This is a genomic window from Streptomyces sp. NPDC054834, from assembly GCF_053611185.1.
This window is the reverse complement of record NZ_JBSGZV010000033.1, coordinates 20,658-33,951: the sequence shown is the minus strand read 5'-3', so window position 1 is coordinate 33,951 and position 13,294 is coordinate 20,658. Positions and strand designations below refer to the sequence as shown.

The window sequence follows — 13,294 nt, the reverse complement described above, 5'->3', positions numbered from 1 at the left end:
CAGGATAAGGCCTGGTGAGGCGGGTTGGACAAGCCCTGGCGAAGTGGATCAGGCCAGGGTGGCGACGAGGACCGCCTTGATCGTGTGCAGCCGGTTCTCGGCCTCGTCGAAGACGACCGAGTGCTTCGACTCGAAGACCTCGTCCGTCACCTCCAGCGAGGTCAGGCCGTAGGTCTCGTGGATCTCCCGCCCGACCTTGGTGCCGAGGTCGTGGAAGGCCGGCAGGCAGTGCAGGAACCTCACGTCCGGGTTGCCGGTGGCGCGCAGTACGTCCATGGTCACCGCGTACGGCGCCAGCGCGGCGATGCGCTCGGCCCACACCTCCTTGGGCTCGCCCATGGAGACCCAGACGTCGGTGGCGACGAAGTCGGCGCTGGCGACGCCCTCGTCGACCTGCTCGGTGAGGGTGATGCGGGCGCCGCTGCCCTCGGCGAGCTTGCGGGCGTGGGCGACGACGTCCTCGGCGGGCCAGTACTCCCTGGGCGCCACGATCCGCACGTCCATGCCGAGCAGGGCGCCGGTGACCAGGTAGGAGTTGCCCATGTTGAAGCGGGCGTCACCGAGGTAGGCGAAGGCGATCCCGCCGACCGGCTTGGCGCAGTGCTCGGTCATGGTGAGCACGTCGGCGAGCATCTGGGTGGGGTGCCAGTCGTCGGTGAGCCCGTTGTAGACGGGGACCCCGGCGTACGCGGCCAGCTCCTCGACGTCGGCCTGGCTGTCACCCCGGTACTCGATGGCGTCGAACATGCGGCCGAGGACGCGTGCGGTGTCCTTCACGGACTCCTTGTGCCCGATCTGCGAGCCGGACGGGTCGAGATACGTCGTGGAGGCGCCCTGGTCGGCGGCGGCGACCTCGAAGGCGCAGCGGGTGCGCGTCGAGGTCTTCTCGAAGATCAGCGCGATGTTCCTGCCCCGCAGGTGCTGCGGCTCGCTCCCCGCCCTCTTGGCGGCCTTCAGTTCGGCGGCCAGCTCGACCAGACCGCGGAACTCCTCCTCGGTGAAGTCCAGCTCCTTGAGGAAGTGGCGGCCGGCGAGGGCGGTCGGGACTGTCGCCATGGGGCGCTCCGGGGGGACGGGAAACAGGAACCCTGGAAGTCTATACGACATTCCACATTTCTATACAGGCGCCCGTTCGACGGGGCAGCTCATGCAGCGCGGCCCGCCCCTCCCCCGCCCCAGCTCGCTGCCCGGGATCTCGATCACCTCGATGCCCTGCTTGCGCAGGTGGGTGTTGGTGGTGGAGTTGCGCTCGTAGGCGACGACTACCCCGGGCTCGACCGCCAGCACGTTGCAGCCGTCGTCCCACTGCTCGCGCTCGGCCGCGTGCACGTCCTGGGTGGCGGTGAGCACCCGGATCTCACTCAGCCCCAGCGCGGCGGCGATCGCGCGGTGCATGTGCTCGGCAGGATGGTCGGTGACCTTGAGCTCCTTGTCCCCGGCGCCCGGTTCGATGGTGTACGAGCGGAGCATGCCGAGCCCGGCGTACTGGGTGAACGTGTCGCCGTCCACCATGGTCATCACGGTGTCGAGGTGCATGAAGGCGCGCCGCTTGGGCATGTCCAGGGCCACGATCGTGCTCGCCGAGCCGGCCGCGAACAGCTTGTGCGCGAGCATCTCCACGGCCTGCGGGGTGGTGCGCTCGCTCATGCCGATGAGGACCGCGCCGTTGCCGATCACCAGGACGTCGCCGCCCTCGATGGTGGACGGATAGTCGGCCTGACCCTGGGACCAGACGCGGAACGTTTCGTCGCGGAACAGCGGGTGGTGCCGGTAGATCGCCTCGAAGTGCACGGTCTCGCGCTGCCGGGCGGGCAGGCGCATGGCGTTGATGGCGACCCCGTCGTAGATCCAGGCGGAGGTGTCCCGGGTGAACAGGTGGTTGGGCAGGGGGCCCAGGAGGAAGTCGTCGAGTTCCATCACATGGAAGCGGACGGAGGTGGGCTCCGCGTGCGCCTCGAGGAACTCCCGCTTGGTCATGCCGCCGATCAGCGCCTCGGCCAACTCGGGCGCGGGCAGGGTCTCGAACGCGGCGCGGAGGTGGTCGGTGGCGAGGGGGCCGTACTCCTTCTCGTCGAAGACCCGGTCCAGGACGAGCGACCTGGCCTCGGGGACGTCCAGGGTCTCGGCCAGCAGATCGCCGAAGAGATGGACGGTGACCCCGCGGTCGCGCAGCACGTCGGCGAACCCGTCGTGCTCGGCGCGCGCCCGGCGCACCCAGAGCACGTCGTCGAAGAGGAGGGCGTCCTTGTTGCTGGGGGTGAGCCTTTTCAGCTCCAGATCCGGCCGGTGCAGGATGACGCGGCACAGCCGCCCGGCCTCGGAGTCGACATGGAATCCCATGCCTCCATCCTGGCCACCGCCTTCTCGTTTCACCCTCGCATTGCGGTTTCTCGTTCTCGTCCCATTGACGACAAGTGGTTCGATCGCTTATCGTCCTCATGACGAAAAGGAACGAGGGGGTCCGATGGCCGACATCACCCGGCGCCTGGGCTGGCGCCACCTGCGCGGCGCCCCGACGGCGCACATCCGGCACCACCGCTCGGGCAGGCCGGCGCACGACGGGCCGGGGATCAGCTTCTGGTACCGCGCACTGACCGCCGCGCTGTCCGAGGTGCCGGTGGACGACCGGGAGCTGGCGATGACCTTCCACGCCCGCACGGCCGACTTCCAGGACGTGGCGGTGCAGGCGACGGTGACCTACCGGATCAGCGACCCGGCCGTGGCCGCCGCCCGGCTGGACTTCTCCATAGACCCGGACACCGGTGTGTGGCGGGGCGCCCCGCTGGAGCAACTGGGCACGCTGCTGACCGAGACGGCCCAGCAGCACGCCCTGGACGTGCTGGCCCGCACCCCGCTGGCGACCGCGCTCGTGGACGGCGTGACGGCGGTGCGCGAGCGGATCACGGCGGGCCTGGGCGCGGAGCCGCGGCTCCCGGCGACCGGCATCGAGGTCGTCGCCGTCCGGGTGGTGGCGCTGCGGCCCGAGCCGGAGGTGGAGCGGGCACTGCGGACGCCGGCACGCGAGCAGATCCAGCAGGAGGCCGACCGGGCGACCTACGAACGGCGGGCGGTGGCCGTCGAGCGGGAGCGGGCGATCGCCGAGAACGAACTCGCCAGCCAGATCGAACTCGCCCGCCGCGAGGAGCAGTTGGTCGAACAGCGCGGCACCAACGCCCGCCGGGAGGCCGAGGAGCACGCGGCGGCGGACGCGGTACGGGCCCAGGCGGAGGCGGCCCGCACGGTGAAGCTCGCGGAGGCGGAGGCCGCGCGGTCGGTACGGCTGGCCCGTGCCGAGGCCGAGGGCGCGCGGGAGGTCGGCGCGGCGCGGGCCGAGGCGCAGGCGGCCTGGCTGCGGGTGCACGCGGAGGTCGACGTCGAGACGCTGCACGCCCTCACGGGGACCCGGCTGGCCGAGAACCTGCCGCGGATCGACAGCGTGACGGTGTCCCCGGACGTGCTGACGGGTCTGCTCGCGAAGCTGGGGACCGGGGAGCCGGCGTGAGCCTCGCCCCGCGCGCCGTGCTGGTCCACCGGACCACGGAGTACGAGGAGTTGCTGGCCCGCCACGGTACGCACGGGCAGGCCGCCTTCTTCCTCGCCTCCCGGGGCCGGGCCGTCGAGGAGGTGGCCGACCGCCACCACCGCACCCGGCGGGCGCTGGCCGAGGTCGCCTCGGCGGTGCCGCTGACCTGGCGCCGGACCACGGTCGAGCGGGGCGATCTGGACCGTTTCCTCTTCGGACCGGAGGACGTGGTCGTGGTGGTCGGCCAGGACGGGCTGGTGGCGAACGTGGCCAAGTACCTCACGGGCCAGCCGGTGGTGGGCATCGACACCGACCCCGGCCGCAATCCGGGCGTGCTGGTGCGGCACCGGCCCGAGGACGCCGCGGCCCTGCTGCCGGCCGTCCCGGCCCGGGGCACCGGCGCCGAGGAGCTCACGATGGTCGAGGCCGTCGCCGACGACACTCAGCGGCTGGTCGCGCTCAACGAGATCTATCTCGGGGCGGCCGGTCACCAGACGGCCCGCTACCGCCTGGGCCTCGACGGCGACGGGGGTGTCGTCGAGGCCCAGGCCTCCTCCGGGGTGCTGGTGGGCACGGGGACGGGCGCGACCGGGTGGCTGCGGTCGGTGTGGCAGGAGCGGGGCAGCCGCCTCGCCCTGCCCGCGCCGGCCGAGGACCGCCTGGTGTGGTTCGTCCGGGAGGCCTGGCCGTCACCCGCCACCGGGACGTCCCTGGTCGCCGGGGAACTCCGGGCCTCCGCCGCCCTGTCGCTCGCCGTCGAGTCCGACCGCCTCATCGCGTTCGGCGACGGCATCGAGAGCGACGCGCTGGAGCTCACCTGGGGGCAGACCGTCCGGGTGGGCGTCTGCGGGCGGCGGCTGCGGCTGGCGGGCTGACGACGGTCCTCAGACGGCGGTGCAGGGAACGGGCCAGCGCCGGATGCGGGGCGGCAGGGTCACCGCCCAGCCGTCGGTGACCAGGGCCAGCCGCTCGGCGGCCAGCAGGCCGGTGGCCGTCCGCCGGGCGTGGGACAGTTCACCGAGGGGCGTGGGCTCCAGCAACGTGTGGAAGGCGGCGACCAGTTCGGGGTGGTCGAGGGTGAGCCGGGCCGCGCCGCCGGGCTCCCTGCGGTCCAGGACGGTGACGAAGTCCGGGCCGCGCCGGTGGTAGAGCAGCCCGTGGCGGTGACGTGCCCGCCAGTCGGTCAACTCGGGCCGCTCGTCCGGGTGTTCGACCGGCGGGGGCAGGTGGCGCAGGTTGCGGACGTCGTACGGGATCTCCGTGCCGGCCGCCTCCCAGGTGACGGTGAGCCCCAGTCCCTGGCAGTCGCGCAGGAACCGCACCGCCTCCGCGGTCTCCCGGCCGCCCGCGCCCAGCCGCAGCGGCTCGGTCACCTCGACCCGGCGGCCGGTGACGCGGTGCGGGACGGTGGTGGGCGGCCCGGTCATCCGGTCACCCCCGCGCCGTCGGGCAGGCGGACCGGCGCGTCCCAGGTGGGCAGGGAGACGTACGTCCGGCCGTCGCGGAACAACAGGCCCAGGGCGAAGGCCTGTTGGAGCCAGGCGGTGAGCGCGTCGGCGGAGACCTCGTGGCCGTCCGCCGTCAGCAGCCGGTGCAGGGCGGGTTCGGTGCGGCCGTCCTCCAGGTGGCGCAGGGCGGCCGCGGACCAGCCGGTGAAGCGGTGGGTGGTGTGCGGTCGGCCGTGCCGGCGGTCGTGGACCAGGAGGGCTCCCTCCTCCTCGCAGCCCTCCTCGTACTCCAGGCGGGAGTGCGGATGCCCGGCCCGCCACGCGGCGACCGCTTCCTTCAGACGCCGCTCGACCGGACCGCCGATGCCGGCGTCCTCAGTGTCGAACAGGTAGACGAGATCGGTCAGCTCCTCCTCGGGCAGGTCGTAGACGTGCTGGTACATCTGCGCCGGGCGCCGCTTGCCGAAGCCCAGCTCCGGGTCGGTGAAGTGCGGGCTGAACCGCTCCAGCTGGATCCGATGGGCACCGCTGGGAGGCTGGAGGTGGACGAGGGCCGGGAGCTGGTCGATCACCGGGTCGTAGTCCTCGGCGGTCTCGCCCGGGAAGCCGTAGAGGAGGTTCCAGGAGCAGGTGAGCGAGTGGTTCTCGCACTCCCTGAGGGTGCGGACGTTGCGGGCGCCGGTGACACCCTTGTCCATGAGGTCGAGGACCCTGCTGCCCAGGCTCTCGATGCCGGGCTGGATGTGCACCGTGCCGGAGCGGCCCAGGAGGCCGAGCTGGTCGCGGGTGAGGTTGGACTTGACCTCGTAGTGCAGCCGCAGGTCCCAGCCGCTGTCGACGACACGGGGCAGGAAGTCCCGGAAGTAGGCCATGTCGATGATGTTGTCGACCGTGACGACGTCGAGGAGGCGATGGCGCCGGACCAGGTGGTCGACCTCGTCCCACAGCCGCTCCCCCGGCTTGGCGCGGAAGGCCATGGAGGTGCCGTTGAGCCCGCAGAAGGTGCAGTGGTGCTTCTCGCCCCACCAGCAGCCCCGCGCCCCCTCGACGACCAGCTTCGGGTGGACGTACTCCACGACCGGGGAGGCCTCGAGGGCGGCCTGCCACTGGTCGTAGTCCGGCGAGGGTATGTCGGCCGGGGCCACCGTCCGCCGGGTCTCCGGGTTGGCCCGGGACGTGTGACCGTCCCACCAGCACAGGCCGGGGACGTCCACGGGGCGTGTGCCCTCGTCCAGGTGACGTAAGAGGGCGGGGAAGGCGTACTCACCCTCGCCGCGCACCACCTGGTCCACGAACGGATGATTGCGGTGCAGCGCGTGCCCCATGGGGCCGTCGCAGTTGCTGCCGCCGAAGACCACGACGAGCCCGGGGCGGCGGCGCTTGAGCTCACGCGCGAGAGCGAGCGAGGCGACGTTCTGCATGAAGGTGCTGGTGAACCCGACGACATCGGGCTCCGCTGCCAGCACCTCGGTCGCGCACTCCGCGATGAACTCCGCCGCGTACGGACGCATGGCGAGGGCCGTGTCGATGAAGACGCCCCGCGCGGCCGCGTAGCCCCGCAGCCGTGCCGTCCCCCAGCCGGGGTCGTCGTACAGGACACCCGAGAAGACGAAGTCGCCGAGGCCGTGGAAGATCGAGTCGCTGCCGACCTCCACGTAGTCGCCGGGCCGCAGCCGGCCGCCGGAGCGCTCCAGCAGGAACTCCGCCCAGCGCAGCGAGCCGTGGAACTCCGTCACCTCGTCACGCGGCCGGGCCTGCCGCACCAGCCGGTGCAGCAGGCCCAGTTGCAGTGAAGGAAGGTCGATCGGATGCCACGGCATCGTCACCAAGTGAACACGCATGCAGTTTTCCGCCGTCTTCCGTTCAGCGGGTCGGCCGCTTCTCCAGGATCGCCGGCCGGCGGCTGGTGCTCCGGTCCTCGCGCACGACGACCTTCTTGATCTCCATGTCCACTCCCCAGGGACGCGTCACATCGAACACCCTTGCGCCTTACGGGAGTCCACCATATGGACGGGTACCTGTGTGACACAAGGGTGTTCCGGGACACTCACAGCCGGGGGTCCACCGGCTCCGACTCCAGCGCGAGCACGCCGAACACGGCCTCGTGCACCCGCCACAGCGGCTCACCGTCCGCGAGCCGGTCCAGGGCCTCCAGACCCAGCGCGTACTCGCGGACCGCCAGCGACCGCTTGTGGTTGAGGAATCGGTTGCGCAGGCGGGCGAGGTTGTCGGGGCGCGTGTACTCCGGACCGTAGATGATCCGCAGGTACTCACGGCCCCGGCACTTGATGCCGGGCTGGACGAGCCGCCCCTCACTGCTGCGCACCAGCGCACCCACCGGCTTGACGACCATGCCCTCGCCGCCGCGACCGGTCATCTCCAGCCACCAGTCGACGCCCGCCCGCACCGACTCCGGGTCACCGGTGTCGACGTAGAGCCGCCGGGTGGTCTGGAGCAGGCCGCTGCCGTCGTGCTCCACCAGCCGGTCGAGCAGGGCGAGCTGCTCGTCGTGCGGCAGGGCGGCGAGGCTGCGGCCCTGGACGGCGAGGATCTGGAACGGTGCCAGGCGTACGCCGTCCAGGCCCTCGGTGGTCCAGCAGTAGCGCCGGTACGCGTCCGTGAACGCGGCCGCGTTGGAGGCCCGTTCGCGCTGGCGGGCCAGCAGGTCGGTCACCTCGACGCCCCGCGCGGCGGCACCCTCCAGCGCGGCGAGCGCACCCGGGAACACCGCGCCCGAGGCAGCGCCGACCGCCGCGTACTGCGACCGCAGCAGCCCGGACGCCTTCAGCGACCACGGCATCAGCTCGGCGTCGAGCAGCAACCAGTCGGTGGCGAGCTCCTCCCACAGACCGGCCGCGTCGGCGGCCGACCGCAAACGTCCGAGGATCTCCTCGGTCACCTCCTGGTCGTCGAGGAACGGACGGCCGGTACGGGTGTACAGCGAGCCCGTGGGACCTCCCCCACGCTCGGCTTCGCTCGCGCGGGAGGTGCCCCCAGCCCCGAACCTCTTCCGCGCCACGTCCGCGTCCCGGCACACCAGCGCCACCGCCCGCGAGCCCATGTGCTTCTCCTCGCACACGACCCGGGCGACCCCGTCGGCCGCGTACTGCGCGAAGGCCTCGACCGGGTGCTCCAGGTAGCCGTCCACCTGCGACGTCGCCGTCGGTGCCATGGTCGGCGGCAGGTACGGCAGCAGGCGCGGGTCGACCGCGAAGCGGCTCATGACCTCCAGGGCGGCGGCCGCGTTCTCCTCGCGGACGGACACCCGGCCCGAGTGCCGGGTCTCCACCACCCGGCGGCCGTGCACGTCGTTCAGGTCGAGGGGCCGGCCGTCGTGGCCACCGGGGGCCTCGGTCCGCAGCGGCTTCGCCGGCTCGTACCAGACCCGCTCGGCCGGTACGTCCACCAGCTGGCGCTCCGGCCAGCGCAGTGCGGTGAGCTTGCCGCCGAAGACGGCGCCGGTGTCCAGGCAGATGGTGTTGTTGAGCCAGGTGGCCTCGGGGACGGGCGTGTGGCCGTAGACGACCGCGGCCCGGCCCCGGTAGTCCTCCGCCCACGGGTACCGCACCGGCAGCCCGAACTCGTCGGTCTCGCCGGTCGTGTCCCCGTACAGGGCGTGCGAGCGGACCCGGCCGGACGTCCGGCCGTGGTACCTCTCGGGCAGACCCGCGTGGCAGACGACCAGCCGGCCGCCATCGAGGACGTAGTGGCTGACGAGACCGTCGATGAACTCGCGTACCTCCCGCGTGAACTCCTCGCTCTCGCCCTCCATCTGCTCGATGGTCTCGGCGAGTCCGTGGGTGTGCTGGACCTTGCGGCCCTTGAGGTAGCGGCCGTACTTGTTCTCGTGGTTGCCGGGCACGCACAGCGCGTTGCCCGACTTCACCATCGACATCACACGGCGCAGTACACCCGGGCTGTCCGGGCCGCGGTCGACGAGGTCACCGACGAAGACGGCCGTACGGCCCTCCGGGTGGACGCCGTCGGTGTAGCCCAGCTTGCCCAGCAGCGACTCCAGTTCGAAGGCACAGCCGTGGATGTCGCCGATGATGTCGAAGGGGCCCGTGAGGTGGGTGAGGTCGTTGAACCGCTTCTCGGTGACGACGGTGGCGTGCTCCACGTCCTGCACACCGCGCAGGACGTGCACCTTGCGGAAGCCCTCGCGCTCCAGGTGCCGTACGGAACGGCGGAGTTCGCGGATGTGCCGCTGGATGACCCGGCGCGGCATGTCGGCCCGGTCGGTGCGGACCGCGTTGCGCTCGGCGCAGACGTCCTCCGGGACGTCCAGCACGATGGCGATGGGCAGCACGTCGTACCGCTTGGCCAGGTCGATCAGCTGCCGCCGGGCGTCCTGCTGCACGCTGGTCGCGTCGACGACCGTGCGGCGGCCGGCGGCGAGGCGTTTGCCCGCGATGTAGTGCAGGACGTCGAAGGCGTCCCTGGTCGCGCTCTGGTCGTTCTCGTCGTCGCAGACCAGGCCCCGGCAGAAGTCGGAGGAGATCACCTCGGTCGGCTTGAAGTGCCGGCGGGCGAAGGTCGACTTGCCGGAGCCGGAGGCGCCGACGAGCACGACGAGGGAGAGGTCGGTGACGGGGAGAACCCGTCCCTGGGCCCGTGTCCCGTTCTGCGTCTCGGTCATGCTGCCTTCGCCTCCTTCTCGGTCTTCTCGGTCTTCTCGGTCTTCTGGTTCTTCTGGTTCTTCTGGTTCTTCTGGTTCTTCTCGGTGGCTGTGTTCAATTCGAAAACGGCCATCTGCGTGGGCGGCCCGACCTCGGGGTCGTCCGGTCCGACGGGTACGAACTCCACGCCGTAGCCATGCCGTTCGGCCACCGCGTGCGCCCACGCCCGGAACTCCTCCCGCGTCCACTCGAAGCGGTGGTCGCCGTGCCGGACATGCCCGGCCGGGAGGCTCTCCCAGCGGACGTTGTACTCGACGTTCGGGGTGGTCACGAGGACCGTGCGAGGGCGGGCCGCGCCGAACACCGCGTACTCCAGGGCGGGCAGCCGTGGCAGGTCGAGATGCTCGACGACCTCGCTGAGCACGGCGGCGTCGTACCCCTTGAGCCGGTTGTCCGTGTACGCGAGCGAGCTCTGGAAGAGCTTGACGCGCGAGGCCTGCCGCTCCCCCATGCGGTCCAGCTTGAGACGCCGGGAGGCGATGGTCAGCGCGCGCATCGACACGTCGACGCCGACGATCTCGGTGAACCGCGCGTCCTTCAGCAGCGCCTGCACCAGCTGGCCCTGGCCGCAGCCGAGGTCGAGGACGCGGGCGGCACCGGACTGCTTCAGCGCGGCGGTGATCGCGTCCCGTCGCTGCACGGCGAGCGGGGTCGGCTTCTCCTCCGTCTCGGTCTCGGCCTCGACGGCGTTGTCGATGTCCTCGACCTCGCTGTCGTCCGCCTCGGCGAGCCGCACCAGCTCCAGCCGCTCCATCGCCTGACGGGTCAGCGACCAGCGCCGCGACAGATAGCGGCTGGTGATCAGCTTCTGCTCCGGGTGCTCCGGCAGCCAGCCCTCACCGGCGCGCAGCAGCTTGTCGACCTCGTCGGAGGCGGCCCAGTAGTGCTTGGCGTCGTCGAGGACGGGAAGCAGGACGTAGAGGTGACGCAGGGCCTCGGCGAGGGTGAGCCGCGAGGACTCCAGCACGAGACGCACGTAACGCGAGTCGCCCCACTCGGGGAATTCGGCGTCCAGGGCGACCGGATCGGCGGTCACCGCCCAGCCGAGCGGCTCGAAGAGACCGCGCACGAGGTCGGGGCCGCCGCGGGCGGGCAGCGCGGGGACCTCGATGCGCAGCGGCAGCGGCTCGGTGGCCCGCTCGGGCCGGGCGTTGCACACCCCGCGCATCGCGCTGGAGAAGACGCTGCTCAGCGCCACCGCGAGCAGTGAGGAGGCGGCGTACGGCCGGTCGTTGACGTACTGCGCCAGCGCCGCGTCGGGAGCCCCGCCACGCCCCTTGCCCTTCCCACGCCGCACCAGCGCCACCGCGTCCACCTCCAGCAGCAGCGCCGCCGTGCAGCGCTCGGCGTCCGCCTCGGGGTAGAGGACGTGCGCCGTGCCGTAGGAGGTGGAGAACGCCTGTGCCTTCTCGGGATGCTTGTGCAGCAGGAAGCCGAGGTCGGTGGCGGGGCGTTCCGGAGTGCCGGTTGTGCCGATGGTCAGGAACATGTCCCGAGTCTCCCCGTCGGCACCTCCGCTGACCACCTGTTTTCTTGTTTCCGCACGGCAGCGGCCGGCCGCCGCGCTCAGGACTTGTCGACGATCTTCCGGGCGTTGGCCATGGCCCGCTCGTCGGCGGCGCGCCGGTCGTCCAGCGCCTTCTTGTTCTTGGCGATGGCGGTCTTCTGCGCGCGGCTCTCGACGGCGTGCACGGCCTGGATGTAGCCGGTGTCGAGTTTGCACTGTGCGTCGGCGGCCGCGGTCTCCTTCTCCTTGTCCGAAGGCTCGTCCGTGCGGTACCAGTCGGTGTCGGTGGACGCCTCGTCCGGGTCGGGGTAGTGGAGGCCCTTGTCCTTCATGCAGTCCGACCAGGCACGGTCGGCCTTCTTCCAGGCGGGGTCCTTCTTCGCTTGCTTGTGCGCCTCGTACCAGAGCTCCGCGGCGATCGAGTAGTAGCCGCTGAGCTTCACGCCGCCGACCTTCGTCGGCTTGGGCTCGGGGCCGAATATCTTCCGCGTCGCCTCCCCCATGCAGCCTCTCTTGGGGATGGGGTTGCCGTGCGCCTGGCGGCTGTCGCCGGACTCGAAGGTGCCGGTCAGGGCCGTGTACTGGTCGGCGGCCCACTCCATGGGCTGGTCGCCGGACTCCTCCCGCCGCCGGTTGTGGTAGCCGTGCTCGGCCGCCAGGTCGGGATCGTCCACGCCGTACGGGCTGTCGTCGCCGACCTTGCTGCTGCTGGTGAGGGTTCCCTTCCGCACCGGGTACGTCGACTCGACCGTCCTGATGTCGAGCGCCCTGAAGCCGGTGAACCCGAGCCGGACCATGCACTGCTTGGCGAGGATCCACTGCGCCGTGCCGGCGGCCTTTCCGTCACGGGACGTCGAGTCCGGAATGTAGGCGTGCAGTGGGAACGCCTTCATGGCGTTGAGGCGGTGGGCCCCGTCGTCGGTGTCGTCGCCGCCGACGAACTGGCATGCCGACGCGGCGAGCAGGCCGGTGAGAGCGAGAGGGAGGAGTTTACGCACCGGGTCATACGATCAGCCCTGGATCATGCGCGCCGTGATGGAGCCCACAGTTCCGACACAAGGCGTTCACAGAAGAGTCATGTGATCTCCGTTACGGCTGCCGGACCCCGGACCTGATGAAGTGACCCCTCGTCAACTGACCACTGACAGAAGGGGGAACCATGACCATCGGCCAGGGTGCCCGGGTACGCAGAAGAGCCGCCGTCGCGGTGGCGGCCGGTGCCGTCCTGGGCGCGGGGGTCCTCGCGACCGCTCCCGCCCAGGCGGCCACGGCGCCGTCCGTCGCCGCCGTGGCGCGGACCGCCGCGGCGGCGCCGCAGGTGTCGGCCCAGGGCGCGTACGCCGTGAACACGGCCACCGGCAGGCAGCTCTTCGGCAAGGCGCCGGACGGACGGCTGCGGACCGGCTCCACCACGAAGATCATGACGGCGCTCGTGGTGCTGTCGCAACGGAACGTGAATCTCGACAAGAAGATCAAGATCAAGAAGGAGTACACCGACTACGTCATCGACCCGGCGACGGGTGCCCAGCGCTACTCCAGCGCGAGCCTGATCCTCGGCGACTCGATGAAGGCCCGCGACCTGCTGTACGGCCTGCTGCTCCCCTCGGGCTGCGACGCGGCCTACGCGCTGGCGGACACCTACGGCACGGGCTCGACAACGGCCAAGCGGACCAAGTCGTTCATCGGCAAGATGAACAGCAAGGCACGCGAACTGGGCCTGACGAACACCCACTTCGACTCCTTCGACGGGGTGTCCAACGGGAACAACTACTCTTCGCCGCGAGATCTGGCCAAGCTGGCCGGGGTCGCGCTGAAGAACAAGACGTTCAAGAAGGTCGTCGGCACCAAGGTCTACGACGACATGCAGTCGTACCGGCCCGGCGGCGGAACGCACGCCATGACGCCGTGGAACAACTCCAACAAGCTCCTCAGCACGTACCGGGGCGCGTTCGGAGTGAAGACCGGCTCCGGCCCGGAGGCGAAGTTCTGCCTGGTGTTCGCGGCCACCCGCGGCTCCAGGACGGTCGTGGGCACCATCCTCGCGGACACCTCCGCGGACCAGCGGTTCAAGGACGCGACGAAGATCCTCGACTACGGCTTCGCACAGCGCGGCTGAACCCAGGGGGCCGGGGGGATC

10 protein-coding genes are annotated in these 13,294 nt (G+C 71.2%); 3 read left to right on the top strand and 7 right to left on the bottom strand.

From position 1 onward, the window contains the following. Positions 1-48: 48 nt before the first annotated feature. Positions 49-1,056 (bottom strand): ornithine carbamoyltransferase, encoded by a 1,008-nt coding sequence (gene argF, locus ACWGJM_RS33590; RefSeq protein ID WP_453415534.1) that lies wholly within the window; start codon positions 1,054-1,056, stop codon positions 49-51. Positions 1,057-1,116: 60 nt separating this feature from the next. Next, on the bottom strand, positions 1,117-2,340 hold the full coding sequence (locus tag ACWGJM_RS33585; protein WP_453415533.1) for an arginine deiminase: 1,224 nt from the start codon (positions 2,338-2,340) through the stop codon (positions 1,117-1,119). Between the two features lie 124 nt (positions 2,341-2,464). On the opposite strand from ACWGJM_RS33585, the gene ACWGJM_RS33580 reads away from it, so the two are divergent. Both ACWGJM_RS33580 and ACWGJM_RS33575 read left to right on the top strand, forming a co-directional pair. Continuing rightward, the gene (locus ACWGJM_RS33580; protein WP_453415532.1) at positions 2,465-3,502 is read left to right on the top strand and encodes an SPFH domain-containing protein; all 1,038 of its coding nucleotides are present in this window, start codon (positions 2,465-2,467) and stop codon (positions 3,500-3,502) included. Next, positions 3,499-4,398 carry a hypothetical protein gene (locus tag ACWGJM_RS33575; RefSeq protein ID WP_453415531.1) on the top strand — a complete coding sequence of 300 codons (900 nt, stop codon included), beginning with the start codon at positions 3,499-3,501 and terminating at the stop codon, positions 4,396-4,398. Before ACWGJM_RS33580 ends, ACWGJM_RS33575 begins: the two co-directional genes overlap by 4 nt. Positions 4,399-4,407: 9 nt before the next feature. Here ACWGJM_RS33575 and ACWGJM_RS33570 read toward each other — a convergent pair whose 3' ends face one another. The 5 genes from ACWGJM_RS33570 to ACWGJM_RS33550 all read right to left on the bottom strand — a co-directional run bounded on the left by ACWGJM_RS33570 (position 4,408) and on the right by ACWGJM_RS33550 (position 12,155). Beyond that, positions 4,408-4,950, bottom strand: a complete 543-nt coding sequence (locus tag ACWGJM_RS33570; RefSeq protein ID WP_453415530.1) for a DUF5825 family protein — start codon at positions 4,948-4,950, stop codon at positions 4,408-4,410. Further along, on the bottom strand, positions 4,947-6,812 hold the full coding sequence (locus tag ACWGJM_RS33565; RefSeq protein WP_453415529.1) for a RiPP maturation radical SAM C-methyltransferase: 1,866 nt from the start codon (positions 6,810-6,812) through the stop codon (positions 4,947-4,949). Before ACWGJM_RS33565 ends, ACWGJM_RS33570 begins: the two co-directional genes overlap by 4 nt. 206 nt (positions 6,813-7,018) lie before the next feature. Beyond that, on the bottom strand, positions 7,019-9,610 hold the full coding sequence (locus tag ACWGJM_RS33560; protein ID WP_453415528.1) for a polynucleotide kinase-phosphatase: 2,592 nt from the start codon (positions 9,608-9,610) through the stop codon (positions 7,019-7,021). Then, positions 9,607-11,139 carry a 3' terminal RNA ribose 2'-O-methyltransferase Hen1 gene (locus tag ACWGJM_RS33555; RefSeq protein WP_453415527.1) on the bottom strand — a complete coding sequence of 511 codons (1,533 nt, stop codon included), beginning with the start codon at positions 11,137-11,139 and terminating at the stop codon, positions 9,607-9,609. The genes ACWGJM_RS33560 and ACWGJM_RS33555 overlap by 4 nt, the downstream gene beginning before the upstream one ends. A gap of 77 nt (positions 11,140-11,216) precedes the next feature. Beyond that, the gene (locus ACWGJM_RS33550; protein ID WP_453415526.1) at positions 11,217-12,155 is read right to left on the bottom strand and encodes a hypothetical protein; all 939 of its coding nucleotides are present in this window, start codon (positions 12,153-12,155) and stop codon (positions 11,217-11,219) included. 161 nt (positions 12,156-12,316) lie between these two features. Between ACWGJM_RS33550 and ACWGJM_RS33545 the strand changes: the two genes are divergently transcribed. After that, positions 12,317-13,273: a D-alanyl-D-alanine carboxypeptidase family protein gene (locus ACWGJM_RS33545; protein WP_453415525.1), complete on the top strand. Its 957-nt coding sequence runs from the start codon at positions 12,317-12,319 to the stop codon at positions 13,271-13,273. Positions 13,274-13,294: the final 21 nt, after the last annotated feature.

Bases quoted from the DNA above. Each gene is read 5' to 3' on its own strand.
- argF (WP_453415534.1), bottom strand. From the start codon at position 1,056: ATGGCGACAGTCCCGACCGCCCTCGCCGGCCGCCACTTCCTCAAGGAG.
- ACWGJM_RS33585 (WP_453415533.1), bottom strand. From the start codon at position 2,340: ATGGGATTCCATGTCGACTCCGAGGCCGGGCGGCTGTGCCGCGTCATC.
- ACWGJM_RS33580 (WP_453415532.1), top strand. From the start codon at position 2,465: ATGGCCGACATCACCCGGCGCCTGGGCTGGCGCCACCTGCGCGGCGCC.
- ACWGJM_RS33570 (WP_453415530.1), bottom strand. From the start codon at position 4,950: ATGACCGGGCCGCCCACCACCGTCCCGCACCGCGTCACCGGCCGCCGG.
- ACWGJM_RS33565 (WP_453415529.1), bottom strand. From the start codon at position 6,812: ATGCGTGTTCACTTGGTGACGATGCCGTGGCATCCGATCGACCTTCCT.
- ACWGJM_RS33560 (WP_453415528.1), bottom strand. From the start codon at position 9,610: ATGACCGAGACGCAGAACGGGACACGGGCCCAGGGACGGGTTCTCCCC.
- ACWGJM_RS33555 (WP_453415527.1), bottom strand. From the start codon at position 11,139: ATGTTCCTGACCATCGGCACAACCGGCACTCCGGAACGCCCCGCCACC.
- ACWGJM_RS33545 (WP_453415525.1), top strand. From the start codon at position 12,317: ATGACCATCGGCCAGGGTGCCCGGGTACGCAGAAGAGCCGCCGTCGCG.